General features: G+C 32.2%; 20 protein-coding genes. 12 read left to right on the top strand and 8 right to left on the bottom strand.

All coding sequences use genetic code 11. The annotated features are described in order from the left end of the window. Nucleotides 1-357, bottom strand: a complete 357-nt coding sequence (locus AWE51_RS13280) for a BlaI/MecI/CopY family transcriptional regulator (protein WP_066314201.1) — start codon at nt 355-357, stop codon at nt 1-3. A gap of 189 nt (nt 358-546) precedes the next feature. Here AWE51_RS13280 and AWE51_RS13275 point away from each other — a divergent pair, with 189 nt between their 5' ends. Next, on the top strand, nt 547-1,494 hold the full coding sequence (locus tag AWE51_RS13275) for a calcium/sodium antiporter (protein WP_066314654.1): 948 nt from the start codon (nt 547-549) through the stop codon (nt 1,492-1,494). Between the two features lie 99 nt (nt 1,495-1,593). On the opposite strand, the gene AWE51_RS13270 is transcribed toward AWE51_RS13275, so the two are convergent. Then, nucleotides 1,594-2,619, bottom strand: a complete 1,026-nt coding sequence (locus tag AWE51_RS13270) for a glutamine synthetase beta-grasp domain-containing protein (protein WP_066314200.1) — start codon at nt 2,617-2,619, stop codon at nt 1,594-1,596. Between the two features lie 219 nt (nt 2,620-2,838). On the opposite strand from AWE51_RS13270, the gene AWE51_RS13265 reads away from it, so the two are divergent. From AWE51_RS13265 to AWE51_RS13230, 8 genes are all read left to right on the top strand, one after another. Further along, complete coding sequence (locus AWE51_RS13265; protein WP_066314199.1) at nt 2,839-5,025, top strand: glutamine synthetase III family protein; 2,187 nt, start codon at nt 2,839-2,841, stop codon at nt 5,023-5,025. A gap of 327 nt (nt 5,026-5,352) precedes the next feature. Further along, nucleotides 5,353-6,885 (top strand): hypothetical protein, encoded by a 1,533-nt coding sequence (locus tag AWE51_RS13260; protein ID WP_066314198.1) that lies wholly within the window; start codon nt 5,353-5,355, stop codon nt 6,883-6,885. A 99-nt stretch (nt 6,886-6,984) separates the two neighbouring features. Continuing rightward, entirely contained in the window at nt 6,985-7,494 is a 510-nt protein-coding gene (locus tag AWE51_RS13255; RefSeq protein ID WP_066314197.1) for a hypothetical protein, read from the top strand. A gap of 29 nt (nt 7,495-7,523) precedes the next feature. Beyond that, on the top strand, nt 7,524-8,246 hold the full coding sequence (locus tag AWE51_RS13250) for a CsgE family curli-type amyloid fiber assembly protein (RefSeq protein WP_066314195.1): 723 nt from the start codon (nt 7,524-7,526) through the stop codon (nt 8,244-8,246). 39 nt (nt 8,247-8,285) lie between these two features. Then, nucleotides 8,286-8,696, top strand: a complete 411-nt coding sequence (locus AWE51_RS13245; RefSeq protein WP_066314194.1) for a curli production assembly/transport component CsgF — start codon at nt 8,286-8,288, stop codon at nt 8,694-8,696. 6 nt (nt 8,697-8,702) lie between these two features. Further along, nucleotides 8,703-10,178 (top strand): CsgG/HfaB family protein, encoded by a 1,476-nt coding sequence (locus AWE51_RS13240; protein ID WP_066314193.1) that lies wholly within the window; start codon nt 8,703-8,705, stop codon nt 10,176-10,178. A 70-nt stretch (nt 10,179-10,248) separates the two neighbouring features. After that, nucleotides 10,249-11,739 carry a carboxypeptidase regulatory-like domain-containing protein gene (locus AWE51_RS13235; RefSeq protein ID WP_066314192.1) on the top strand — a complete coding sequence of 497 codons (1,491 nt, stop codon included), beginning with the start codon at nt 10,249-10,251 and terminating at the stop codon, nt 11,737-11,739. 142 nt (nt 11,740-11,881) lie between these two features. Continuing rightward, a complete protein-coding gene (locus AWE51_RS13230; protein WP_066314190.1) occupies nt 11,882-13,060 on the top strand; it encodes an AIR synthase related protein in 1,179 nt (392 codons plus the stop codon). A 159-nt stretch (nt 13,061-13,219) separates the two neighbouring features. Here AWE51_RS13230 and AWE51_RS26485 read toward each other — a convergent pair whose 3' ends face one another. After that, nucleotides 13,220-13,396: a hypothetical protein gene (locus tag AWE51_RS26485; RefSeq protein ID WP_157766093.1), complete on the bottom strand. Its 177-nt coding sequence runs from the start codon at nt 13,394-13,396 to the stop codon at nt 13,220-13,222. Nucleotides 13,397-13,523: 127 nt separating this feature from the next. Continuing rightward, nucleotides 13,524-15,239 (bottom strand): helix-turn-helix domain-containing protein, encoded by a 1,716-nt coding sequence (locus AWE51_RS13225; protein ID WP_066314185.1) that lies wholly within the window; start codon nt 15,237-15,239, stop codon nt 13,524-13,526. 384 nt (nt 15,240-15,623) lie between these two features. On the opposite strand from AWE51_RS13225, the gene AWE51_RS13220 reads away from it, so the two are divergent. Then, the gene (locus AWE51_RS13220; protein ID WP_066314179.1) at nt 15,624-18,254 is read left to right on the top strand and encodes a DUF7619 domain-containing protein; all 2,631 of its coding nucleotides are present in this window, start codon (nt 15,624-15,626) and stop codon (nt 18,252-18,254) included. 108 nt (nt 18,255-18,362) lie between these two features. On the opposite strand, the gene AWE51_RS13215 is transcribed toward AWE51_RS13220, so the two are convergent. Then, nucleotides 18,363-18,851: a peptide-methionine (S)-S-oxide reductase gene (locus AWE51_RS13215; protein WP_066314653.1), complete on the bottom strand. Its 489-nt coding sequence runs from the start codon at nt 18,849-18,851 to the stop codon at nt 18,363-18,365. Between the two features lie 667 nt (nt 18,852-19,518). Here AWE51_RS13215 and AWE51_RS13210 point away from each other — a divergent pair. Next, complete coding sequence (locus AWE51_RS13210; RefSeq protein WP_066314178.1) at nt 19,519-20,772, top strand: GAF domain-containing sensor histidine kinase; 1,254 nt, start codon at nt 19,519-19,521, stop codon at nt 20,770-20,772. A 111-nt stretch (nt 20,773-20,883) separates the two neighbouring features. Then, nucleotides 20,884-21,960 (top strand): peptide chain release factor 1, encoded by a 1,077-nt coding sequence (gene prfA / locus AWE51_RS13205; RefSeq protein WP_066314176.1) that lies wholly within the window; start codon nt 20,884-20,886, stop codon nt 21,958-21,960. Between the two features lie 33 nt (nt 21,961-21,993). Here prfA and AWE51_RS13200 read toward each other — a convergent pair whose 3' ends face one another. From AWE51_RS13200 to lgt, 3 genes are all read right to left on the bottom strand, one after another. Beyond that, nucleotides 21,994-22,599: a hypothetical protein gene (locus AWE51_RS13200; RefSeq protein WP_066314174.1), complete on the bottom strand. Its 606-nt coding sequence runs from the start codon at nt 22,597-22,599 to the stop codon at nt 21,994-21,996. A 216-nt stretch (nt 22,600-22,815) separates the two neighbouring features. Beyond that, the gene (locus AWE51_RS13195; RefSeq protein WP_066314172.1) at nt 22,816-24,021 is read right to left on the bottom strand and encodes a glycoside hydrolase family 5 protein; all 1,206 of its coding nucleotides are present in this window, start codon (nt 24,019-24,021) and stop codon (nt 22,816-22,818) included. Between the two features lie 706 nt (nt 24,022-24,727). Further along, entirely contained in the window at nt 24,728-25,660 is a 933-nt protein-coding gene (gene lgt, locus AWE51_RS13190; RefSeq protein WP_066314170.1) for a prolipoprotein diacylglyceryl transferase, read from the bottom strand. Between the last annotated feature and the right edge of the window lie 51 nt (nt 25,661-25,711).

The raw sequence follows: 25,711 nt of genomic DNA, 5'->3' as shown, positions 1-25,711 counted from the left end.
TTATTTCTTTTGTTCGATTACTTTTAAAATTTCCCTAAGTTCATCGGCTGTAATTTTTTCTTCTTTAGCAAAAAAAGACACCATGTTTTTATAAGAGTTATTAAAGTATTGTGACATGGCTGTGGTCACAAAACGATTTCTATACTCTTCTTTATCTATAATAGGAAAATACTGATGCGTTTTGCCAAATGCCTGATGATCCACATATCCTTTTTCTTCTAAATTACGTATGATAGTTGATACGGTATTGTAATGCACAGTGTTGTTAAGTTCTGCTTGTACTTCTTTTGCAAATGCTTTTTGAAGTTTCCAGAGTGCTTGCATTACTTCTTCTTCTTTATTCGTAAGTTTTTGCATGGTGAGTTTTTTATTTGATTCAAATGTAAAACTACTTTTTTAGTTATACAACTAATTTTGTAGTTATTTAACTATTTTTTTAGTTTTCAGATGCTGATAGGGATAAGACTAAATAAAAAAATAGTAGCCTATACCTATAAACTAAGAGATACTTATTTTATATTCGCAAGCAAATATTTTACGATGATTATAAGTGTATTTTATGTTTTAATAGGGCTTGTTCTATTGGTTGTAGGAGGTGAGTTTTTGGTGCGCTCTTCTGTGTCCTTATCTTTTAGACTTAAGCTGTCAAGAATGGTTATTGGTTTAACTGTGGTTTCTTTTGCTACTTCTGCACCTGAGTTGTTGGTGAGTGTGCAAGCTGCGTTAGATGGGTTGTCTGATATCTCTTTGGGTAATGTAGTTGGATCTAATATTGCTAATATAGGATTGGTATTAGGAATTACAGCTATAATTGGTCCTCTAGCCATTGATAAAGATTTTTATAAGTTTAATTGGCCTGTAATGGTTTTGTTATCTTTTGCATTATATCTTCTTTTGAATAATGATGGAGTTTTGACGCAGCTAGAAGGAGGCTTACTTTTAGTATCATTATTTACGTATCTTTTTTTATTACTTAGACGAGCTAGAAAACATGCAGATACAGTTGTAGAGGAAGTAGATGATTCTCTTCAAAAGACTTCAAATTTTAAAATCATAATATGGCTTTTAATAGGAGGATGTGCACTTTACTTTGGTTCAGAATTATTAGTAAGTGGAGCTGAAAATATAGCCTTGACAATGGGTGTTAGTGAAGGAGTAATTGCCGTAACCTTAATTGCTGTAGGTACAAGTGTGCCAGAATTAGCTGCCTCTGTTATTGCGGCGCTTAAACAAGAAAAAGCAATTTCTTTAGGGAATCTTATTGGGTCAAATATATTTAATATTGCTTCGGTTTTAGGAATTACATCTTTGATACAACCAATAATAGTCAAAGATGAATCTCTTATGAGTGTTAATATCTATTGGATGCTAGGGTTTGCATTGGTGTTATTACCTCTTGCATTTATCCCTAAGCGAATGACACTAGGTCGCCCTAAAGGACTTTTGATTTTTATAGCTTATGCTATTTTTATAGCTTTAGTTTTTATAAAATAAAATTTATAGCAAGATCATATGCTAAATAAAAAACCTCTCAATAACATTGAGAGGTTTTTTAGCGTTTAACCAACATGAGTAGTTAGTTGTATATTGGGTTTATGCTAATATTGCAGATACATCTGCAGTTTTCACAGTTTTCACAATTCTAGCAGCAATTTTATAAGGATCACCGTTTGAAGCTGGACGACGATCTTCTAACCATCCTTTCCATCCATTCTCTACAGTAATAATAGGGATTCTTATAGATGCACCTCTATCAGAAATTCCATAAGAGAATTCATGGATAGATTGTGTTTCGTGCTCACCAGTTAATCTTTGGTCGTTAAATTCACCGTATACAGCAATGTGCTCTTTTGTTACAGGTCTAAAAGCTTCACAAATAGTTTCGTAAACTTCTTTAGAACCACAAGTTCTTAATACTTCGTTAGAGAAGTTTGCGTGCATACCAGAACCATTCCAGTCACCTTTTATTGGTTTTGGGTGGTATTCAATATAGTATCCATACTGCTCAGTTAGACGATCTAATAAATATCTTGCGATCCAGATCTCATCACCTGCTTTTTTTGCTCCTTTAGCAAACAATTGAAATTCCCATTGTCCACTTGCAACTTCTTGGTTGATCCCTTCAAAATTAAGACCAGCATCGATACAAAGGTTTGCATGCTCTTCAACAAAGTCTCTTCCATGCGTATTTCTTCCTCCCACAGAGCAATAGTACATTCCTTGTGGACCAGGATATCCACCAACAGGGAAACCTAATGGTAACTGTGTTGCCGTATCCATAATAAAGTATTCTTGTTCAAAACCAAACCAGAAATCATTATCATTATCGTCAATAGTAGCACGTGCATTAGATTCATGTGGAGTCCCATCTGAATTTAAAACCTCGGTCATTACTAGATATCCATCTCTTCTAGAAGGATCAGGATAGATTGCTACTGGCTTTAATAAACAATCAGAAGAACCACCTTCGGCTTGTTTAGTAGAGCTACCATCAAAAGACCACATTGGGCAGTCTTCTAGCTTTCCGCTAAAATCTTCTTCAACTTTTGTTTTACTTCTTAGATTAGCAGTTGGTTTGTAACCATCTAGCCAAATGTATTCTAATTTAGCTTTACTCATAATTAATACTTTATAAATTGAACTCTTATAGATTTCAAAAATAATTTATCTTTCGAGATAACCAAAAAAAAAGGGGGTGATATAGTTAACTATCTAATCATTTTTATTAACACCCTACTTTTTTGGGGGGTATTTTTAAAAATCATCAATTTTAAAAGAATATATTTTTCATATTCACAATAAAAAGTTCTTATATCTTTGCAAAAAACTTAAGCAATCATGTCAACACTGAGATTTCAAGCACTAAAAGAGACGTTAAATCGTAGTTCTGTGGCAGTTACAGAAACAGAACGTCGTTCGGTATTATTTGGGGAAAATGTATTTAATCAAGCAACTATGTTGCAATACTTAACCAAAGACGCTCATAATAGTGTAGTGGATGCTATAGAGCATGGTTCTAAGATTGATCGTAAAATAGCCGATCAAATAGCATCTGCAATGAAAGATTGGGCATTATCAAAAGGAGTAACGCATTATACGCATTGGTTTCAACCTCTTACCGGAGCTACGGCAGAAAAACATGATGCTTTTTTCGAGACCATTGGTAATGGTCAGGCAATAGAACGATTTGGAGGAGGACAGTTAGTACAGCAAGAACCTGATGCATCGTCTTTTCCACACGGAGGTATTCGAAATACATTTGAAGCTAGGGGTTATACCGCTTGGGATCCTACTTCGCCAGCATTCATATATGGTACAACTTTATGTATTCCTACTGTTTTTGTTGCGTATACAGGTGAGGCATTAGACTATAAAACACCCTTGTTAAGAGCATTGCAAGCAGTCGATCAGGCGGCGACAGCAGTGGCTAAATATTTTGATAAAAACGTAAAAAAAGTAAATGCATCCTTAGGATGGGAACAAGAATATTTCTTAATCGATCAGGCTTTAGTAAACTCTAGGCCTGATATTGTGATGACGGGTAGAACACTGTTAGGGCATTCACCCGCAAAAGGACAACAGTTAGACGATCATTATTTTGGTAGTATTCCTACAAGAGCTTTAAATTTCATGAAAGATTTAGAAGTCGAATGTATGTTGCTAGGTATTCCTGTTAAGACTCGTCATAATGAAGTAGCCCCAAATCAATTTGAGTTGGCACCTATATATGAAGAAACAAACCTAGCTGTAGATCATAATTCACTTTTAATGGATATTATGGCAAAAGTAGCTACAAGACATAAATTAGTGGTTTTACTACATGAAAAACCTTTTGCAGGAGTAAATGGATCAGGTAAACATAATAACTGGTCTTTAAGCACAAATACAGGTATTAATCTTTTAGGACCTGGTAAGACGCCAATGAGTAACCTTCAGTTTTTGACATTTTTTATTAATACGATTAAGGCTATTAATGAAAATGAAGAACTCATGAGAGCAGGTATTGCATCTGCAAGTAATGATCATAGATTGGGAGCTAATGAAGCTCCGCCAGCAATAATGTCTGTATTTATAGGAGAACAACTTACTGCAGTTCTTAAAGAATTAGAAGGAGTTACAGATGGTAAACTTTCTCCTCAAGAAAAAACAGATCTGAAACTAAATGTAGTAGGAAAAATCCCTGAAATTTTATTGGATAATACAGATCGAAATAGGACTTCTCCTTTCGCATTTACAGGAAATAAATTTGAATTTAGAGCTGTAGGATCCAAAGCTAACTGCGCCAATCCAATGACTATTCTAAACACGATAGTTGCAAAACAACTGGTAGAATTTAAAAAAGAAGTTGACGCTTTAATCGATAAGAAAAATCTTAAAAAAGATGAAGCTATTTTTAATGTTCTTCGTGAATACATTAAAAAATCAAAAAATATTCTTTTTGAAGGAAATGGGTATAGCGTAGAATGGGAGAAAGAAGCGAAAAAAAGAAAACTAAGTAATAATAAAACAACCCCAGAAGCTTTAAAAGCAAAAGTGTCTCAAAAGAACATTGCTCTTTTTGAAGAAATGGGAGTGATGAACAAAATAGAATCTGAAGCTCGGTACGAAATAGAAATTGAAGAATATGTAATGCGTATTCAGATTGAAAGCCGCGTGTTAGGAGATATTGCAAGAAATCACGTAATTCCTACAGCGATACGTTATCAAAATATGCTTATTAATAATGTTTCTGGCCTCAAAGAGCTTTACGAAAAAGATTTTAAGAAGTATGCTAAGGAACAAATGGAAATTATTGAAGAAATTTCTGAACATATAGGTAAGATTAATACCAAGGTTAACGAAATGACCGAAGGACGTAAAAAAGCAAATAAACTTCAAAATTTAGATCAAAAGGCAGCCGATTATTGTAATCTGATAAAACCTATTTTTGACGAAATCAGATATAGTTGTGATACATTAGAGTTACTTATCGATGATGAATTGTGGCCATTAACTAAATATAGGGAGCTTCTTTTTACGCGATAAGTAGGAATTGACTTACCGAGTTGCTTTTTTATACTAGTGTTAACATATTGAAAAAGCTGTTAAATCCTTAATAGATTCGCATAAAAATTTCATATTACGGGTTTTCCGTAACGTATTTCATCGAATAGTTGAAAAATTCGCAATAACCGCCTTGATATTTTTTATAAATTTGTTTTAGTCAGACAGTGGTTTTGGCAATACCCCCTAGTACCCCAGAATATTTTAACGGTAGATTGCATATTTGATAGAACTTTCGGGTTTCTTAAATGGTTTGTTGTGCAAAATTTTAATGAAGTAAACTCATAAATCACTTTAATTATATTACGTATGAAAACAGCAATTCTTAGCCTTACGGCTTTATTAAGTGCGACATTAATGGTGGCACAGTCTAACACAAGTAATGTTAGTCAATCGGGAGAAGATAATACTTCTAATATTACTCAGGTAGGGGGAGAAAACTCGTCTATAACTGTACAAGAAGGTATGGCTAATAGCGCAGTAGCTAATCAAGGTAGTGAGGCGTTTAGTTCTACAGGAGGTACAGTTGCACAGACTCAAAACGGAGTTAAAAACTCTGCTACAGCGCAACATGAAGAATTTGACAACACAATAGTACAAACACAAAACGGAGACGGTAACTCGGCAAGTGCTACTCAAAACTTGGCATTTACTGGAGGAGCTAATGCTTCAAGCCAAGATCAACTAGGAAATAGAAATGAAGGAACTGTTTCTCAAGAAGGTATTTCTAATGCTGCGTTTCAGGTGCAGATAGGAGACGGTAACTCTGGTTCTACTACACAAGAAGGTCTTTTTAATGCAAGTGAGATGACACAAGAAGGTGCTTCTAACGTTGCTTCAATTGCACAAGTAGGAGAAAATAATTTTTCTCAGCAATTACAGTCAGGAGATGCTAACAGTGGATCTGGAGAACAATGGGGTCTTAATAATGCCCTAATCCAAGATCAAAGTGGAGGTGGTAACTCTGCAACTTCTTTACAAGGAAGTAGTAGTTTTGACTCTAGAGGAGGAGAAGTACAACAAGTACAAATAGGAGAAGAGAATACTGCTTTTGCACAACACGAAGAAGATAACAATAGAGCTCTTCAGGGTCAATTAGGAGACGGTAATAATGCAAGTGTTTCTCAAAATCTTGGGTCTTTTGGTGGAGATAACTTTGCAATCCAAATTCAAAGAGGAAATGGTAATACCTTAACAGCTTCACAAAATGGTAATGCTAATAGTTCTGACCAAGATCAAACAGGAGATAGTAACAACGGAAGTGTAACACAATCAGGAGATGAGAATTCTGCTGTTCAATCTCAAATAGGAGTTGGTAACGAAGCTACTGCATTACAAGGAGGAACATTTTTTACTTCTAGAGGTGGGGCTATTAACCAAACACAATCAGGAGATCAGAATAGTGCATTTGCAAGACATGAAGAAGATAATAATACAATTAATCAATTTCAGTTAGGAAATAGCAATAGTGCATCTGCTGTGCAGAATATAAACTTTTTTGGAGGAGAAAACTTTTCTCAACAATTTCAAATAGGTGATGGAAACAGCTCAGATATTACTCAAGAAGGAGTTACAGGAATAAGAGGAGAAAGTAATGTTGGTAGTCATATCCAAATAGGAGATGAGAACAGTGCTCTTACCTCTCAAAATGGAGCAAGCAATATTAGCGATATCCTTCAGGATGGTGTTAGTAACCTTGCTAGTGATACTCAATTTGGAACAGGAAACAGAACGTTTGTAACTCAAACAGGTGAGGCACATAGTAGCATCATTCTTCAAAATGGAACTAATAATTCTGCTGTAGTTACACAAACTGGTGCAGGTGGAGGATCTTCAAGATAAGATTGACCTAAAAATTTAATATCTTTACAAAGAAGTTATAAAAGAGTTACGCTTAATATTAAGCGTAACTCTTCTCTTGATTTTAATACCAGAAAAAAAATGAATAAAAATAAAATCACTCAAATAATAGCAATTTTATTGCTATCCACAACAATGTTGTGTGCTCAGAACACAGATGAGGGACAGGTTTTAAATACTGATCAGGAAACATTTATAACCCTATCACAAATTAATAATCAAGCATCTAGAGATATAGTTTCTACAACGCAGACTGTAAATTCAGTTTTTATTCAACAAATAGGAACAAATAACGTAGTGTTATCCAATATAATTGCAGCATCGTCAGATATTAAAATATTTCAAAAAGGCGATCAAAATATTGTTGAATTGGAAGAATCTGGAAGAGAAATTGAAAAACTGATTTCGCAAACTGGAAATAATAATGCTGTTGTTGATTTTTCGTTTAATCCAAATATTTCAACACGTCTAGAGCTTATTCAAGAAGGGGATAATTTGACTTTTGAACGATTTGGTACTAATGAGTTATCAAAAAATTTAAAATTTAAAATGACTGGTGATTCACGTTCAATAATTGTTAGAAGCTTTTAAGTTTCTATAACACCCCATAAGTAATTGTTATGAGACTAGGATTAAGTATATTTTTTATATCCCTTTTTCAGGTTTCAATTGCCCAACAGCATACAAATACTGATGTGGTTGCTAAAATAAAAACAAATATAGTTGATGAAACGATTACAGCTATAGCTACTGCTACCAATACTACAGAGGTATATAAAAGCTTACGATTCAAGCTTACTGTTTTTAGAACAAATGCTCAGAATCAAATCTCAAAGAACGTTCAGGAAGAACGTTTTACGTTGGAAGCCAATGAGACAAAAGAACTAGCTATGGGTTCTATGAGTACTAAAGATCCTGATAAAATTGTAGTATTGTTACTTGTTTATGAAGAAGATAATATAATAGGGAAGGATCGTTTAGCTTTTAATGAAAAGGCAAAAGAAAATACAGAACAAGACACATCAGAAGATGATGGTCTAGAGTTAAAGGGAATTGTTATAGAAGAAACTAAAACCAAACCAGGGAGGGATTTTTACGAATTTTTTTATAATTCATATACATTAAATCAAATCAATGGTAATAAAGTGGTTGAGGTACATGAAACATTAAGTTTTGGAAGAACTACAATACTTCAGGTTAAGATAGAAGACAATACCATCCATCAATTTATAGGTAAACCAGATTTGGAATATTTAGAACAAATGTCGAAAATTGCAATTCGAAAAGTGTATAAATATTTTAAAGACCTTAAAAAACAAAAGAATGACATTTTTCAATATTAGTGGTAACATGATTATTGAAAAATTTTAAGTATAAATTAAATGAAATCAATTACGTTAACCTTATTTCTGGTTTTTTCGGTATGTAGCTTTTCTTTTGGACAAGATTTGGTGTACAGAGCAAAGAACCCGGCTTTTGGAGGAGATACCTTTAACTATCAATGGTTACTAAGTTCTGCCGAAGCACAAAACAAATTTACAGATGATAGTAATTCAGGAAGAGACGAAAGATCAGATCTAGAACGTTTTACTGAAAACTTAAATAATCAATTATTAAGTCAAATTTCCAGAACATTATTTATCCAGCAATTTGGTCAAAATGGAGAGTTAACCGAAGGGACCTTTAGTTTCGGAACTTTGTTTATAGAAATCTTTCCATCGGGAGAAGGTCTTGTAATTAATATTTTAGATACAAGTACTGGAGATCAATCCCAAGTAATAATTCCAAATTAAATTTTGATGTACAATACATTTTATAAAGTAATCACAATTTTTTGTTGTGCACTTTTACTAACTGGATGTGGTGCATATTTTAATCAACCCATTGTTGTTGAAAATGCTCGAATCGGTGAAGACACAAAGTCTACAAAAGTACTTAGAGAATTACCACCTCCTGTAGAACCAGTAGTAGTAGGGGTATATAAATTTAGAGACCAAACAGGACAGTACAAGCCTACCGAGAGTGGAAGTACATTTAGTACCGCTGTTACACAAGGAGCTACCACAATTTTGGTAAAAGCTCTTGAAGATTCTAAGTGGTTCGTTCCTATAGAAAGAGAAAACCTAAGTAACCTTCTTAATGAACGTAATATCATAAGGTCTACTAGAAAAGAATATAGAAAAACTAAAAATCCGAATGAACCACAGTTACCACCACTTTTGTATGCAGGTATAATTTTAGAGGGAGGAATCGTTTCATATGATTCGAATATTATAACAGGAGGTTTAGGAGCTAGGTATTTTGGAATAGGAGCCTCAACTCAATATAGACAAGATAGAATTACAATTTACCTAAGAGCTGTCTCAACTTCTAGCGGTAAAATACTGAAAACAGTATATGTGTCCAAAACAATATTATCACAGGCTCTTGATGCAAACTTTTTTAGGTATGTACGATTTAGAAGATTATTAGAAGCAGAAACTGGATTTACAAAAAATGAACCAGCTCAAATGGCTGTATCTGAAGCTATCGAAAAAGCTGTAGAGTCATTAATAGTAGAGGGTATCGAAGATAAACTATGGGCGGTTAAAGCAAATAGCGAAACTGTGAACGATTTAATTTCAGAATATAGAGCAGAAAAAGACGAAGCACAAAATACAGGGCTATATGAGCGATATTTTAAAGAAAGAAGAGGTAAAAAGTCCGTATTTGCAAAAGGAGGAGGAGCTTTGATTAATGGTGATTTTAATAACCCTGAACTCTCTTACTCTGCAAGAGCCGGAGTTCGATATTATTTTAATCCATTTATTAATGCCAATGCCAGTATTCATAAATTTGAATTGATTAATCAAAATTCATTTTCTGAAGGTTTTAATGCAATTGATTTAAATGCGGAAATTACATTATTACCTTTTGAAAAACTATCTCCTTTCTTTTTTGGAGGCTTTGGTACAGTGAATAATGACGGTTTTAGCAGAACTTTTTTTAAGTTACAATATGGAGGCGGAGTAGAATATTTAATTTCAAATAATATAGGTGTTTCTCTAACAGGAACTCATAATGCAGTACTTGGAGATAGGTTAGATAACGTAGCGCAAGGAAAACGAGATGATCAATACTTTACTTTTTCTCTAGGGTTAAATTGGTATTTTGATACGCCAATAAAAATGAATAAAAAATCACGAAAGAAAGAGCAAGAGCGCGGGGCAGAGTTACAAAAACTTAGAAAGAGAAATAGGAAAGTCAGAAAAGAAAACCTGACTCCACAAGAGTAATACGTAATCGAAGCATTAGATTGAATAAAATTTATCTTGTCTAATAGGCGAGTATTAAAATCGAAATAAAGTGAAAGGATTTATCAGTAAAATAATATTGTTTTTAATAGTAATAGCTACAGTTTCTTGTAGTGAAGATACTATTGATTTAGAAGGTTTAGGTTCTGTAAGAGGAAGAGTAGTAAGAGAAGGTACAAATGAACCGATAGAAAATGTAAAAATCTCAACTAACCCTGGATCAAGTACGGTTTTTACTGATGAAGATGGGTTTTACTTGTTGCAAAATGTACCATCAGGAGATTATTCACTTACAGCACAAAAAGAAGGTTTTTTGGCAGTTTTTAAATCTGTTACTGTTATTGCCGATAAAACAGTAGAGCTAGTTTTAGAATTAGATGTGGCAACTGCAGGAAATAGACCTCCTGTAGCGCCAACGTTAGTGACTCCCTTAGATAATGCAGAGGATCAACCTATCGAAGTAAAGTTAGTGTGGAGTGCCAGTGATCCGGATGATGATACCTTAACGTATACGGTGACACTTCGAAATGAAGAAAATAGTACCGTAGAGGTTTTTGAAAATATAACCGATACTACATATACAGTTTCGAACCTTGCTTACGGTATAAAGTATTTTTGGCAAGTGAGTGCCAATGACGATATTAATCCAGCTGTAAATAGTACAACCTTTGCTTTTACAACAGCTATTCCTCCAAATAATCGAATTGTTTTTACACGATTAGTTGAAGGAAATAGTGTTATTTATTCTGCAGATGAAAGTGGTAATACAGAAATAGCACTTACTTCAAAATCTAAAAATAGCTTCAGACCAAGAAGAAATGTAAGTACTGGTAAAATTGCTTTTTTACAATCAGTGGGATCACAAACGCATTTGTTTACAATGAATGAAGATGGGTCTCAGGTTCGACAAGTCACATCTCAAGTTGGTGTTTCAGGGTTTAATCTTGAAGAAATAGATTTCTCTTGGGATAATAATGGATCAAGATTATTGTTTCCAAATCAAGATAAATTATATGCAATCAACGCTGCAGGTGGTGGACTTAGTTTGATGTATCAAACTACAGATGGAAGTTTGATTACAGAGATAGATAAAAATGATAATACTGGATTGATAGCTCTAAAAACAAATGATTTAGATGGTTATTCTGTAAATATTTTTACAATTAATAGTAGTGGTGTTCTGCAACAAACCGTATTAACGGGTATGCCAGGAGCTGCAGGTGGTATAAATTTATCTATTGACGGAACTAAACTATTATATACAAGAGATATCTCGGGATCAGAAAATACAAATTATCGCAGACTGGACTCACATATGTTTATTCATAATTTTAATGGGGATCCTACAGTTGATTTATCAACAGATAAGGTATCGGGAACCAATGATTTAGATGCACGATTTGCACCTAACGATGCTAGTGTAATTTATGTGAATACATCTAATGACGGCATTTCGGATAATACAATTGAGATCGTAGAGATCTCTGATCTTGATGACAGAGTTAAAGTATTAGAAAAAGCAGCTATGCCAGATTGGGAATAAAATTCTTAATCTGACTTGTTTAGAATTGCATATGCATTATATGAAAAGAGTTATATAGCAATAAATGGTTGTTATTAATTCATTCTATCTTATTCGTAAATCACGTTAATTAAATTATCTTTGCGCTTTAATTTCTGGTAAAATGAGTCAAGAAGTAAGTAAGCGTTATGCACAACGTGGTGTTTCTGCATCCAAAGAAGATGTACATAGTGCAATTAAAAATATTGATAAAGGGCTTTTTCCGAAGGCATTTTGTAAAATAGTTCCTGATTATCTTACAAATGATGAAGCATATTGTCTTATTATGCATGCAGATGGTGCAGGTACTAAATCTTCTTTGGCATATATGTACTGGAAAGAAACAGGCGACCTTTCTGTCTGGAAAGGTATTGCACAAGATGCATTGATCATGAATATAGATGATCTATTATGTATTGGTGCTACAGATAATATTATGTTATCGTCTACTATAGGTAGAAATAAAAATCTTATTCCAGGAGAAGTTATTTCTGCAATTATTAATGGAACCGAGGAACTATTAGCAGAACTGAAAAATTTTGGTGTAGAGATTCATTCTACAGGAGGAGAGACAGCAGATGTAGGTGACTTGGTGCGCACTATAATTGTAGACTCTACAGTAACTGCTCGTATGAAAAGAGAAGACGTTATAGATAACGCAAATATCAAAGAAGGTGATGTTATTGTAGGATTGTCATCCTCTGGACAAGCCACATATGAAACAACCTATAATGGTGGTATGGGTAGTAATGGATTAACGTCCGCACGTCATGATGTTTTTCATAAAACATTAGCTAAAAAGTATCCAGAAAGTTTTGATCCTTCAGTACCTGCTGATTTGGTTTATTCTGGAGCAACAAGTCTTACCGATGCTGTTAAAGATGCACCTATAGATGCAGGTAAACTAGTGTTGTCTCCAACGCGAACCTATGCACCAATTATTAAAAAAATATTGTCAAAGTTTAATAGCGAGACTATTCATGGTATGGTTCACTGCAGTGGTGGAGCACAAACTAAAATTTTACATTTTATAGATAACTTGCATATCATAAAAGATAATCTTTTTGACGTACCTCCCTTGTTTAAATTGATACAAGAAAATTCAGGAACAGATTGGAAAGAAATGTATCAAGTTTTTAATATGGGGCATAGAATGGAATTGTATGTTTCTCCAGAGATAGCAGATGATATTATAGCAATTTCAAAAAGTTTTAATGTAGATGCTCAAATAGTAGGAAAAGTAGAAGCTTCTAATGAGAAAAGACTTACTATCAAAAGTGAATTTGGCACATACGTATACTAATTATTGAATAGTGGCGTCATACTTTTTCACAGAAGATCCAATTTTGTAAGTATAAATCGTTTGCAAAACGTTTTTTTGAAAAGATATCAATGATATTTTTAACTCACCTAATTACACACTATTTAATTAGGTGAGTTAAAAATATGTTTATTAGTTTTGTTATGTCGTTTTGGTAGGATCAAGGCCGCCGCTTCCGTTACTACAATTACATTCATCCTCGTCTTCGTCTATTATTTCAATTTGAGTTCCTCCTTTTATTTTATACTTTGCAGTATTACCAAGCTTAGTTATTTTAATTTTCTTTAAGCTAATTTTTGTAGAATTTTGTTTTTTCATGGTATGTGTAAATTGAATTGTTAAGTCTCGATAAAAGTAGATAAAAAATCACAGAGAATATAACAGGAACAGTTATACTAAGGTCAGAATTTATAAATTTTCACCTGTTTTTTAGGTTTAGAAATAATTAAAGCTGTTGATTTTTAGTTCTTTTAACGTATTCTGCAGGATTACAATGTTTCTTTTTAAAAAAGGCTTTGGCAAAAGATTGTATATTGTTAAAACCTACTTCTTGGGCCATTGATTTAATAGAATATTGTCTGAATTTTTTATTCTCTTCTATTTGTTTTGTGCAATAATCTATTCTTAAATCATTAATATAGTTAACAAAATTCTTTTTCTTTTCTAAATTAATGAATTTTGATAAGTAAGTAGAATTTGTTTTCAAACTCTTAGAAACAGAAGTCAGCGTCAAGTTGTTTTTTAGATATTCATGATTTTTTTCGAAACGCTCTAATTTTACAAATATTTTTTGTTTTAATTCAGGAGCAAGATCGATATTAGATGTCGTTGTAGCTTTCTTTTTGTGAAGTTGTTTTAAATCCTCGGGAGGTATTTCTTGTGTTTTTCTATTTCTTCTGTTTTGATTATAATAAAGGAAGGCAAAAATAAACATGATTATAATTCCGCTTAAAGTAAATAATAGATACTCGGTTTTTAACCCTACTTTGTTTTGATAAGTTATTCTTTTGATCAGTTGATTTTTTTCTTTAACTAGACTAGCAGTATCATAGTTCTTGATAATATGATTGTTTAGTAGGTTGTTTTTTATATTAGAAATACTATCCAACCGTATTAATTTCTCCATTGTTTTTAGTTGATTACCTTGATCTTTGTCTTTTTTATAATGGTCTATCAGTAATGTGAAAACTTCTCGATTTTCCAACATATAATTTGACTCATGTATCAAAGTATCTACTCTTTTCAAGTATCCAACAGCTCTTTGTTCTTTCCCGATTTTTAGTAGTGTTTTAGCTAAGTATAAATAAGTAATTCTAACATTTGCATCTTGAGTATTTTCTTTCAATAATACCATAGCTTTTTGTAAACTATCTAATGCAGTATTATATTTTTTTCTGTAAAAGCTATTAACTCCATAAGCGCATAACAAATCAGGATAATAATAGGTGTGCTCTCCAGAAAGACTTGATTTAATTCCTTTTTTTAAATAAAAATTAGCAGAATCGTAAAGTTTTAAACGATTATAACTATCCGATAATTTGTAAAGTGTAGCAAGGTAGTGTTGACGAAATCTTTTTGTAGTATCCTGACTTAATAGGAATGCAAAATTTTCCTTATATGCGTTTAAGGCTTCATGATCTTTTCCTAAGGCTGTTTTTAATAGGGTAATATTGTGTTTTAAGGCAATAATTATACTAAGATTGTTGCTTATTTCTGCATACTTCTGCGATTGTAGGTATGATTCTAATGCTTTGTCATATTGTTCATTTCTATACAAAATAAGACCTTTTAAAAGGTGCCCTAACGCTGGGTGTCGAATGTCTTTGACGTCTTTAGGAATTGCAATCATCGAATCCGTATATTTTAAAGCATCATTTGGTTTTTTTTTATTCAGTTCATAAAATATGCGATATGCATTGGCAATTTGAATATAATTTTTTTTTCTCTTAGCTTTTGAAAGATAGATAAGAGCTATTTTCTTAATTAAAATAGTGTCGTTCCTGTTTTTCCAAAATAAGGAGTTTAATGCTTCAAAAGATTTATTCTTTAATGAACTCGATTTTATAGAGTCACTTTCTATTTTGATTTGAAAACTAGCCTCCATTGCAGAGATAGAAGTAATACTTAAGAAGAGTAAAATAATAAAATAATAAAGCTTCATGAATATATTCTAGCTCTTAATAAGGGTTAAACATTATGCAATATAATGGATAACCTTATAAATAAAATGGAAATTTTACACTTAAAAAACTGCATACTTAAAAGAGATTAATAATCAGATAATTCTACCCGTTTTGGACTTTAAAGTAGTGCGTAAAATTTATAAATCGATAGGTCAATATTTATAAATGCTTAGTATGCCGTATTGCAAAAAGCTTAGTTGATCTCTACATTTGTACTTGTTAATTTATGATTTCATAAATGTGGTTTTTGCGCAAAAAAGTGGGGAAATTATACACCCCCAAAAATATACATAACCTTAAATTTTTAGTCGAATATGTTCACGTTAAAAAAGCGTGACAAAACCAAATCAAAACACTAAATAATGAAAAAACTAATCTTTTTAGGCATATTGTTGTGTCTTAATGTAACGGCCTATGCTCAAAATATTCCATTCAATGATATTAATTTTAAAAATGCACTATTAAACCATGCACGTGTTACGATTGATACGAATGGCGATAATCAAATTAGTTTTGAAGAAGCAGAAAATACTACTTTTTTAAGAATAGATAACGCTAATATTAGCGATTTGTCAGAAATTAAACATTTTATAAATTTAGGTTATCTATCTGTGTCTATCAATAACCTGACGAGTATTGATATATCTCAAAATTTAAAATTAAGAGAATTACATATTAGTCAAAATAAGTTAACCTCAATTGACGTATCTAAACACCTATTATTAAAACATCTTAATATAGGGTATAATCAGTTGACCTCTTTAGATGTAACACAAAACGAAAAATTAGAACAGTTATCGGCTAGTAGTAATCAGTTAACCTCGTTAGATGTGACTGAAAACAAAGAATTAGAAAACATATATGTAGCTAATAATCAATTGGTCTCTTTGGATCTGTCAACACATACAAAATTAGTTGCTGTAAATGCATCCCGAAATATGTTGACGGCAATAGATGTTTCTCAAAGTGCAGGATTAACAAATTTAACCATTAATATTAATGAGTTATCATCATTGGATATTACCAAAAACCCAGAATTACAGTATTTGCAATTGAGCGGTAATGATCTAACTAGTTTAGACTTAACGCAAAACAAAAAGTTAGAGATATTATACGCATTTTCCAATGAGTTCACTGAGTTGGATGTATCTATGAATACAGAACTAACGCTATTGAGATTTCCAAACAATAAGTTAACCTCAATAGATCTTTCACAAAATAAAAAACTAACATCTTTATGGGCATTTAATAATAAATTTACAGCTATAGATATATCCAATAATATAGCATTAGAAGATGCGTCCTTGGGTAATCAACCTTTAGCTACCTTAGATTTATCGAAAAATGTTAATTTGACTTCGCTTAGAGTTGTAAGAAGTCAGTTAGCATTATTAGATGCTAGAAATTGTAATTTGACTACTATAGATTTAGATGACAACCCTAACCTTAATATTGCATATCTAACAGGGCAAAAATTTCAAACTACTCCTAGGTTAGGAATATCTTTTAAAAATTGTCCTGAAATAAAATTTATATGTGTAGATGAAGAATATATAGCGCCCGTTCAAAACCTTTTTAATATACCAGGATATACTTCTTGTGATGTAAGTAGTAGTTGCGATCAAAATTACTACGTTATTTCAGGAAAGGTGACCTTTGATTTAGATAACGATGGTTGTGATAGTAGTGACGAAGGTTTTTCTGATTTAAAGTTTGCATTATCAGGTGGTTCAATAGGTTTTAGAGAGGTTTTTCCAAGCAATTCAGGAGTGTATACTACGATTGTAAATGCCGGAGACTATTTTATGTTTCCTATTTTTGAAAACCCTGCTTATTTTAATATAGACCCTGCACCATCATTTCCTCCAACACCTATACGTTTTCCTTTGGATGGTCTCAATGTAATAAAAGATTTTTGTGTTACTCCTAATGGGATTCATAATGATCTAGAAGTGGTAATTATACCAACAGGAGTTGGGCCAAGACCTGGATTTGACACTGCGTATACAATTATTTACAAAAACAAGGGTACTAGCACGCAATCAGGTAGTGTAACTTTAGATTATATGCAAGATATTTTATCGTTGGTATCTGCTAATCCAAACACGACTAGTATAACTACAAACCAACTATCTTGGGGTTTTAGCGATTTAAAACCGTTAGAATCTAGAGAGATTACTATAGTGCTTAATATTAATAAACCTACAGATACCCCAGCAGTAAATGATGGTGATATACTAAGCTATACTGCTACTGTTACAGGTACTACTGATGAAACTCCTGATGATAATATCGTTTTATTAAATCAGACGGTAAGAAATTCTTACGATCCTAATGATAAAATTTGCCTAGAAGGAGATACGATCGAACCTAAAGATCTAGGAAAATATTTACATTATATGATTCGATTTGAGAATAAAGGAACGGCAGATGCTGTTAACATTACAGTTAAGGATGATATAGATACTACTAAGTTAGATATCAAGTCATTTATTCCTTTGAAAGCGAGTCACTCTTATACAACGATAGTGAATAACAAGAAAGAGGTTGAATTTGTTTTTAATGATATTAACCTTCCTTTTGATGATGCTAATAATGATGGGTATATCTTATTTAAGATAAAAACGAAATCAGATCTTAAAGAAGGAGATGTTATTAATAATAAAGCTGCAATTTATTTTGATTTTAATCTTCCGATAATTACAGAAGTAGAAGCAGTAACTATCAAGAAAAAAGTGGTAGAAGAACCAGTCTTTACTGATTATTTTACATTATCGCCAAATCCAACTACAGGGATTATGTCATTGACTCCAGTAAACACTAATATTTCTGTTCAACATATCAGTATTCATGATATTGCCGGAAGAATTGTGGGCTTTTTTAGTGGAGATACCAGGGACTTTAATGTAAGTTACTTGTATGCTAACACTTATTTTATGAAATTGCATAGTGACAAAGGAGTATTATCAACTACATTTATTAAGATAAATTAAAAGATTTTAGGGCTAATTTAAATATAAGGGCTTTCGCATGTAAATGGGAAAGCCCTTTTTTGATAAGAGTTTGAGGGAATAAAAAATTTATAATCAGCGATATAGTAATTATTTAATACTAGCACTATACTTTTTTCTTAGCAAATCTAATTTAGGGTCTATGTAGCGCTTGCAAAAGGGTTTCTTAGGGTTTTCTAAATAATAATTGTGAAGCTCATCTCTTGATGGTTTAAATTCATCAAAAGCTAATACTTCAGTTATTAGTGGTGATTCAAATAGTAGTTGCAATGAGTCAAGTATGTTTTTTATGGGTTGTTTTTCTGATAAAGAAAAGTAATAAATAGCACTTCTATACTTTTTTCTAAAATTATGGTTAGATGTGCTTTTGTGTGTGTATAAGTGAATTTCTATTAAATCCCGAGTACTTATAATTTTAGGGTTGTAATGCACAATTACACCTTCAGAAAAATAATTGTTCTCATCAGTGCTCCTAATATAACCTTGTTCTACTCTAGAAACACCTTTTAAAGATTGAAAAACTGCTTCGGTACACCAATGACACCCGCCACCTAATCCTATTTTTTGAAAACTATCCATCGCCATAAAGATCAGAAAATAATCTAAAATTCAAACACTTTGTTTTCTAGTGATCATCAAAATTATCTTATATAATTTATTAAGATCTGTGAAATATACTCAAAATTGAATGGAAAAATACTTAAAGATATATGTGTATTGAACCCGAGTAATTAGATTTTGATAGATGTCGGTTATCGCTATATTTTATAGCTTGTCATATATGTATTTCTCTGATATGAGGAATGTTTTTTTTTGCCTATTTGGTACACTCTAAAAAAATGAACTAGACAATTTTTAGAAGAAGATAATTCTCAAAAAAGAATTGATAAGGGCTAGTTGTATTTTAGTTTAGTGCTTTTTGTATAGGTGTTTTCAAGGGCTTGGATATGTACAGCTAATCTTTTTTCTTTTGAAACAACCATCATATTTTTGATATTGAGTATAGTTTTTTTAAATTCTTAATACCTTTTTTTTATTGTTAGCATTGTTTTACTTCGATTTTGCACTTAGATTCTTATTTAAAGAGAAAAGAATATGACATTATGAATATTTTTTTGAAATCTTCGTAATATATTCATACTAAAACTCTTAATGATATTATAAATTTGTAACTTATAAGGGTATAACGCTGTTATTTTTAACAGAATTTATCGTCTAACAAAATTGAACTTTATTTTAGTTTGTTATGATACCACCCAAATTACCAAATAACGAAAAACAAAGGCAGATTGCAGTAGAGAAATATGAGCTATTAGATACATTGCCAGAAGAAAGTTATGACAATATCACATCTTTAATGTCATATATTTGTGAAACACCTATATCTCTAATAACACTTTTAGATGGAGATAGAAACTTTATAAAATCACATCATGGAATTTCGATGAGTGAATCTCCAAGAGAAATTTCGTTTTGTGGTCATGCCATAAATTCAGATGACCCTTTAACCATAATTGAAGATTCGCGTAAAGATGAACGATTTTTTGATAACCCATTGGTGAGTAAACATGATGCGATTTTTTATGCTGGAGCTCCTTTAATAGATTCAAATGGTTACAAGTTGGGAACTTTATGCGTTTATGATACGAAACCTAGGAAATTAACCGATCAGCAACAACAGGCTTTAATTTCAATGTCTAAGCAAGTGGTAAGCTTATTTGAACATAGATATCAAAATCTTAAATTGTTAGAAACGCAAGAGCGACTTCAAATGCGAAATGAAGATTTAACAAAATTTGCAGGTGTTGTATCTCATGACCTTAAATCGCCGCTAGCTAATATTATTTCAATTACAGAACTAATCGAATATGATGGAAAAGGTAAACTTGATGAAGAAACATTACAATATTTACAATATTTAAAAAGTTCATCATATTCTCTAAGAGATTATATAGATGGAATTTTAAAATTTTATAAAAGTGATGATCTGTTAAAAAACAAAAGCGAGAATATTAGTTTTGATGAAATCATTACAGAATTAAAAAAAATTACAGATACCGAAGGTCATGTGACTTTTGAGTGTACTAATTGTAAAGAGTATTTGATAGTTAATAAATCAGCTCTTATGCAGATATTAATTAATCTTATCACAAATGCGATAAAATATCATAAGGGTGTTGATGGTGTTGTTATTCAAATTGATCTTAAAGAAAAAGATGATTTTTATGAGTTTTCTGTTACAGATAACGGAGATGGTATCCCAAAAGAATATTTGAATAAGATTTTTGATCTTTTTTCTGTGGTAGGCGTTGCCGATAAAGACGGAAATATGGGAACAGGTATAGGTTTGGCAACGGTTAAAAAAATTGTAACTAATCTGGGAGGAGAAATTAAAGTGTTTTCTAAAGAAGGAGAAGGAAGTACATTTATATTCACGATTGCTAAACTTTTCCAAGAAAACGAATACGAATTACAGCCACATACGATCCAAAAGAAGTAATTTTTACAAAATTCATAAAGGTCGAAGTAAGTCATTAGTATCGCAACGGGTATGAGCTTTAGACAAAAAAAGCTTACTTTTGTAAATTCTACAGATTAGGATACATTTACTATGATTGATAAATTAAATATTGTTAAGCAAAGATTTGATGAGGTGAGTGATTTAATCATTCAACCAGATATTATTGCTGATCAAAAAAGATACATAAGACTTAATAAGGAATATAAAGATTTCAAAGCCATTATGGATGAAAGAGAAATCTATATTGAACTTACGAATAATATTAAAGAAGCTGAAGAAATCATTGCAGATGGAAGTGATGAAGAGATGGTGGAAATGGCTAAAATGCAATTAGAAGAAGCTAAAGAAGAATTACCTGCTCTTGAAGAGAAAATTAGATACATGCTTGTGCCTAAAGATCCAGAAGATGCAAAAAATTGTGTAGTAGAGATTCGTGCTGGAACGGGAGGGGATGAAGCTAGTATTTTTGCGGGAGATTTATTTAGAATGTATACCAAGTATTGTGAAGGTCGAGGATGGAGTACTAGTGTTGTAGATCTTAATGAAGGAACAAGTGGTGGATACAAAGAAATCATTTTTGAAGTAAATGGAGAAGACGTTTATGGTATTTTAAAGTTTGAAGCTGGTGTACACCGTGTTCAACGTGTTCCGCAAACGGAAACCCAAGGTAGAGTGCATACTAGTGCCGCAACTGTAATGGTATTGCCTGAAGCCGAAGAATTTGATATAGAACTCGATATGCAAGAGGTTCGTATCGAGCGTACCACTTCTACAGGACCAGGAGGACAGTCAGTGAATACAACATATTCTGCAATTAAATTACATCATGAGCCGACAGGAATGATAGTAAGTTGTCAGGATCAGAAATCATCACATAAAAACCTTGAAAAAGCACTAAAGGTATTACGTTCTCGTTTGTATGAGATGGAGTTAGCAAAGAAACAAGCAGCAGACTCCGAGAAACGTAAAAGTATGGTTTCTTCTGGTGACCGTTCTGCAAAAATTAGAACATATAATTATCCGCAAGGTAGGGTTACAGATCATCGTATTGGATTAACATTATATGATTTAAGTAATATAATCGATGGAGATATCCAAAAGATTATAGATGAGCTTCAATTAGTAGCTAATACTGAAAAATTAAAAGAATCGAACGAGGTTTTCTAAGTACCTTAAAAATTATAGAAAAATGCAACTCATTTATTTTGAGTTGCATTTTTTTTCATACAATTCCTGTATAGTTATAAAATTTTTCAACTCTTTATTTAGGACTTTTTTAGAAACTAAAGGGCAGTCTTTTAAATATTCTGCAGTCTCTTTATGATTGAAACCAAAAATGCTTGATAACAAAATAAAGAATTTATATTCTCCTTCCTTTCTGTAATAGGAATGATAATCATAATACCCCGAATCTGGATCTCTAAATTCTCTATTGTAATAATTTAGTTTACCCTTTTTAATTACTTTTAGAAATGCACGTTCTCCATCATTTCGATTAAGTGTTCTGAATAAGAAGTTGCCACGATTAAAAGATTTTAAAGCAATCCTATGACTTTCGAATACATTATTTCCCGCTTTATAAGATTTAATGTCTTTAGCACCATATCTTTTCTTTCCAGTTTGCTTGCTTTTAAAATGTATTCTCTCAAATAAATCACCAAATGGTTCTGGAGTGCGATCTTTTACAATACCATGAATTGTATCCCCTGAGTGTAGCACTACATAACCTGATAAGTAATGCTTTTGGGTAAAGGCATTCATCGAATATAGGAATACAATAATATAAAAAGGTAAAAATCTAATCATTTTGAAACGTTATTTAGACAAGAGTTATCAAATTTCATTCCATCATGATTTTTTGATTTGTGGATTTATTAATATGATTAACAGTATGATTTTGAGAATGTTCCTTGGTTTGTTGAAATCAAATTGTTTTTAAAATGTATTTTAAATAAAATACCTTACACTATATATATTGTGTAAGGTATTTGTAAAATAATATATAATAAATAGAGAGTTTCTTTATTTAGGGTTTTTAGCTTTTAGTTCATCTCTAACCATTTTACCAGAAGTGGTTATCTGATTTTCAGACCAACCACCCATGCCACTTGCTCCGGGTTTAAGTGCCGCAGAAGCTTCTTGTTTATCTGCGATGGACCAGTTTAACCATGATATTTTATTTCTATCTAAAAAATCCCACCAAGCTCGAGCTTCATTAGTGTCAATAAATCCGTCACCTGTAGCCTCGGTAGTTCCATATTCTGTAACAAAGATAGGGATACCAGCATCCAAAGCACGTTGAGCTTTGTCTCTTAAAAACTGCTTATGAGTAGAGGCGTAGTAGTGCAGTGTGTAAGCCACATTAACATCATTTATAGTATTTCCTATTACTTCATCAACATCTTGAGACCATGTACGTGTACCACAAATAACAAGGTTATCAGGATCGTGTTTTCTAATCTCAGCAATTACTTGTTCATGATATGGTTTTAGAACATCTTTCCATGATGGGGCTTGTAATGGTTCGTTATAAATTTCGTAAATAATATTAGGTTGATTACCATATTTTTGTGCGACTTCAGCAAAGAATGCTTTAGCCTCATCTACATGGTCTTCGGCATGGTGACTATGCCAATCTACGATAACATAAATTCCTTCTTGGATTGCAGCATCAATAACAGTAAATACTTTTTGCTTTTCGAATGCTCTATTAGAAAGATAACCATCACTATCCTCTACACCCATAGCCGCTCTAACAATATTACAATTCCAGTCCTTTTTTAACCAGCTTACAGCTTCTTTTGTATAGTATTGTCCCATCCATTGTGACCAGAATAAGGACATTCCTCTAAGTTGTACCGCATTATTGTTTTTATCAACAATTCTATTTCCAGAGGCTTGTAGTAGACCAAAAGTTGCAACTGCAGATGAGCCATCAGTGTCGCCTGTTGTTCCAGTTGTACCTGTTGTTCCAGTTGTGCCTGTGGTTCCGGTTGTTCCAGTCGTACCTGTAGTTCCAGTTGTTCCTGTCGTACCTGTGGTTCCGGTTGTTCCAGTCGTACCTGTGGTTCCGGTTGTTCCAGTCGTACCTGTGGTTCCGGTTGTACCTGTAGTTCCAGTCGTACCTGTGGTTCCTGAATCACCATCGGGAGTGTCTGCATCAGACTCGCAAGAAGTCATTGTTGCCAGAATTAGAAAAATAGTTATTATACCTTTTACTATTCTCATGTTTTTGTGTTTAATAATATTAATAATACGTATACTCGGTTAATGTAATGTTAGAAATGAGTTTAATCTGGTTAAGATTAAATAAGTTATATCGCTTAGAGATAGCTTACTTGCGATTCAATATATCGAAAAGCTAAAAACACTTCAATAGTAAAACAATTATACAGGTTAATTTCCTCTAAAAAAATTGATTTTTTATTCTAAAACGTATTTTATGCATTCATATTTTGTAAAACGCAGTATGTAGAAGTTTCAAGGTGTTTTGCTTTTAATAGCTTGTAATTTTAAGTTTTGAAACTTTATTTACTTATGAGGGGATCAAATTTTAAGAGTATAGAATGCCAAGTATTTTTTGTAGTATATGAAATCTGAAGGTTATAATAATTTGAAATACTATGAACGAATGATGATCCAAGACCAGTAGATTCGAGAGAATCACAAAACTTTTTGAGACCATTTATGATGATGCTATTGGGGATTTTTAGATCAGATAAACTTTTGGTCTTGATGTAAACTACGAATTTTAGAAAGACTAGTTTAATGTAAATAGGATAGTGTTGTGCGTTAGTTGACTCGTTAAATAATTGTTTGTTGAAAGTGAAAAAACCTGTATAGTTCTACAGGTTTTTTTATTACTTAGATAATTCTTTTATAAATTGATTAAGATCAACTTCTATAAAATCGTATAGTATAAATCAAATCGATTTTAAGCAACATTCTTCTTGCCAAAAGATCTTACTACAAAATAGATGCCTGCTATAATAAAAGGTATACTTAACCATTGCCCAGTGGATAAGGCTTCTCCTAAAGAGTCTTCAAAACCTCCTTGACTTTTCTTAACGTATTCTACAAAAAAGCGTACGGTCCAAAGTAGAATTAAAAACAAGCCAAAAAGGAAACCTCTATTGTTGCGTTTGTCTGTTTTCCAGTAGACGAACAGTAAAATGAATGCTACGAATATATAACCAAATGCCTCATAAAGTTGTGCAGGATGTCGATAGGGTACAGTGTCTAATAAATCAGAAAACTGAGGGTTTTCTACTACAGCATTATATGCGTCATTTACATTTTTGATTCCTGTTTCTTTAATAACTTCAGATTTTCTTAATCCTTCTCTAACAAATTTTACTCCAAAAGCAGAATCTCCAGATTCATTACCAATAATTTCAGAATTAAAGAAATTTCCTAAACGAACAAATATAGCTCCAAAAGCAACAGGTATTACTATTCTATCTAATATCCATAGAATATTTTTTTGAATCACGTTTTTAGAATAATAATACATAGCTACAATAACACCAATTGCAGCACCATGACTAGCTAACCCTTGAAATCCTATGAATTCAAATTTAGGTTTAAATCGCATAGGTAAAATAATTTCTAAAAGATTGTTTCTATAATAATCCCAGTCATAAAAAAACACATGCCCTAATCGTGCTCCCAGAAGAGTGGCCACAACCGCATAGATAAAAATAGAATCTAACTTTTCCATAGATAGATTTTCTCTAATGTATATTTTTTTCATCAGAAACCATCCTAATGAGAAGGCTACAACGAACATTAGACTATAAAAACGGATTACAAAAAAACCAAGGTCTATACCTTCAATTGGATTCCAGATAATTTTTGAGAATATCATGTGTGCGATTTATTTTCGAAAGTAAATATAGGTATTTATATGGGAAATAAA

It is taken from the genome of Aquimarina aggregata, from assembly GCF_001632745.1.
Taxonomy (GTDB): domain Bacteria; phylum Bacteroidota; class Bacteroidia; order Flavobacteriales; family Flavobacteriaceae; genus Aquimarina; species Aquimarina aggregata.
Note: the sequence above shows the minus strand (reverse complement) of the source record. Positions and strands in the feature narration are given on the sequence as shown.

Coding starts and splice junctions, on each gene's coding strand:
- AWE51_RS13280 (WP_066314201.1), bottom strand. CDS start 357: ATGCAAAAACTTACGAATAAAGAAGAAGAAGTAATGCAAGCACTCTGG.
- AWE51_RS13270 (WP_066314200.1), bottom strand. CDS start 2,619: ATGAGTAAAGCTAAATTAGAATACATTTGGCTAGATGGTTACAAACCA.
- AWE51_RS13265 (WP_066314199.1), top strand. CDS start 2,839: ATGTCAACACTGAGATTTCAAGCACTAAAAGAGACGTTAAATCGTAGT.
- AWE51_RS13260 (WP_066314198.1), top strand. CDS start 5,353: ATGAAAACAGCAATTCTTAGCCTTACGGCTTTATTAAGTGCGACATTA.
- AWE51_RS13255 (WP_066314197.1), top strand. CDS start 6,985: ATGAATAAAAATAAAATCACTCAAATAATAGCAATTTTATTGCTATCC.
- AWE51_RS13250 (WP_066314195.1), top strand. CDS start 7,524: ATGAGACTAGGATTAAGTATATTTTTTATATCCCTTTTTCAGGTTTCA.
- AWE51_RS13245 (WP_066314194.1), top strand. CDS start 8,286: ATGAAATCAATTACGTTAACCTTATTTCTGGTTTTTTCGGTATGTAGC.
- AWE51_RS13240 (WP_066314193.1), top strand. CDS start 8,703: ATGTACAATACATTTTATAAAGTAATCACAATTTTTTGTTGTGCACTT.
- AWE51_RS13230 (WP_066314190.1), top strand. CDS start 11,882: ATGAGTCAAGAAGTAAGTAAGCGTTATGCACAACGTGGTGTTTCTGCA.
- AWE51_RS26485 (WP_157766093.1), bottom strand. CDS start 13,396: ATGAAAAAACAAAATTCTACAAAAATTAGCTTAAAGAAAATTAAAATA.
- AWE51_RS13225 (WP_066314185.1), bottom strand. CDS start 15,239: ATGAAGCTTTATTATTTTATTATTTTACTCTTCTTAAGTATTACTTCT.
- AWE51_RS13220 (WP_066314179.1), top strand. CDS start 15,624: ATGAAAAAACTAATCTTTTTAGGCATATTGTTGTGTCTTAATGTAACG.
- AWE51_RS13215 (WP_066314653.1), bottom strand. CDS start 18,851: ATGGATAGTTTTCAAAAAATAGGATTAGGTGGCGGGTGTCATTGGTGT.
- AWE51_RS13210 (WP_066314178.1), top strand. CDS start 19,519: ATGATACCACCCAAATTACCAAATAACGAAAAACAAAGGCAGATTGCA.
- prfA (WP_066314176.1), top strand. CDS start 20,884: ATGATTGATAAATTAAATATTGTTAAGCAAAGATTTGATGAGGTGAGT.
- AWE51_RS13200 (WP_066314174.1), bottom strand. CDS start 22,599: ATGATTAGATTTTTACCTTTTTATATTATTGTATTCCTATATTCGATG.
- AWE51_RS13195 (WP_066314172.1), bottom strand. CDS start 24,021: ATGAGAATAGTAAAAGGTATAATAACTATTTTTCTAATTCTGGCAACA.
- lgt (WP_066314170.1), bottom strand. CDS start 25,660: ATGATATTCTCAAAAATTATCTGGAATCCAATTGAAGGTATAGACCTT.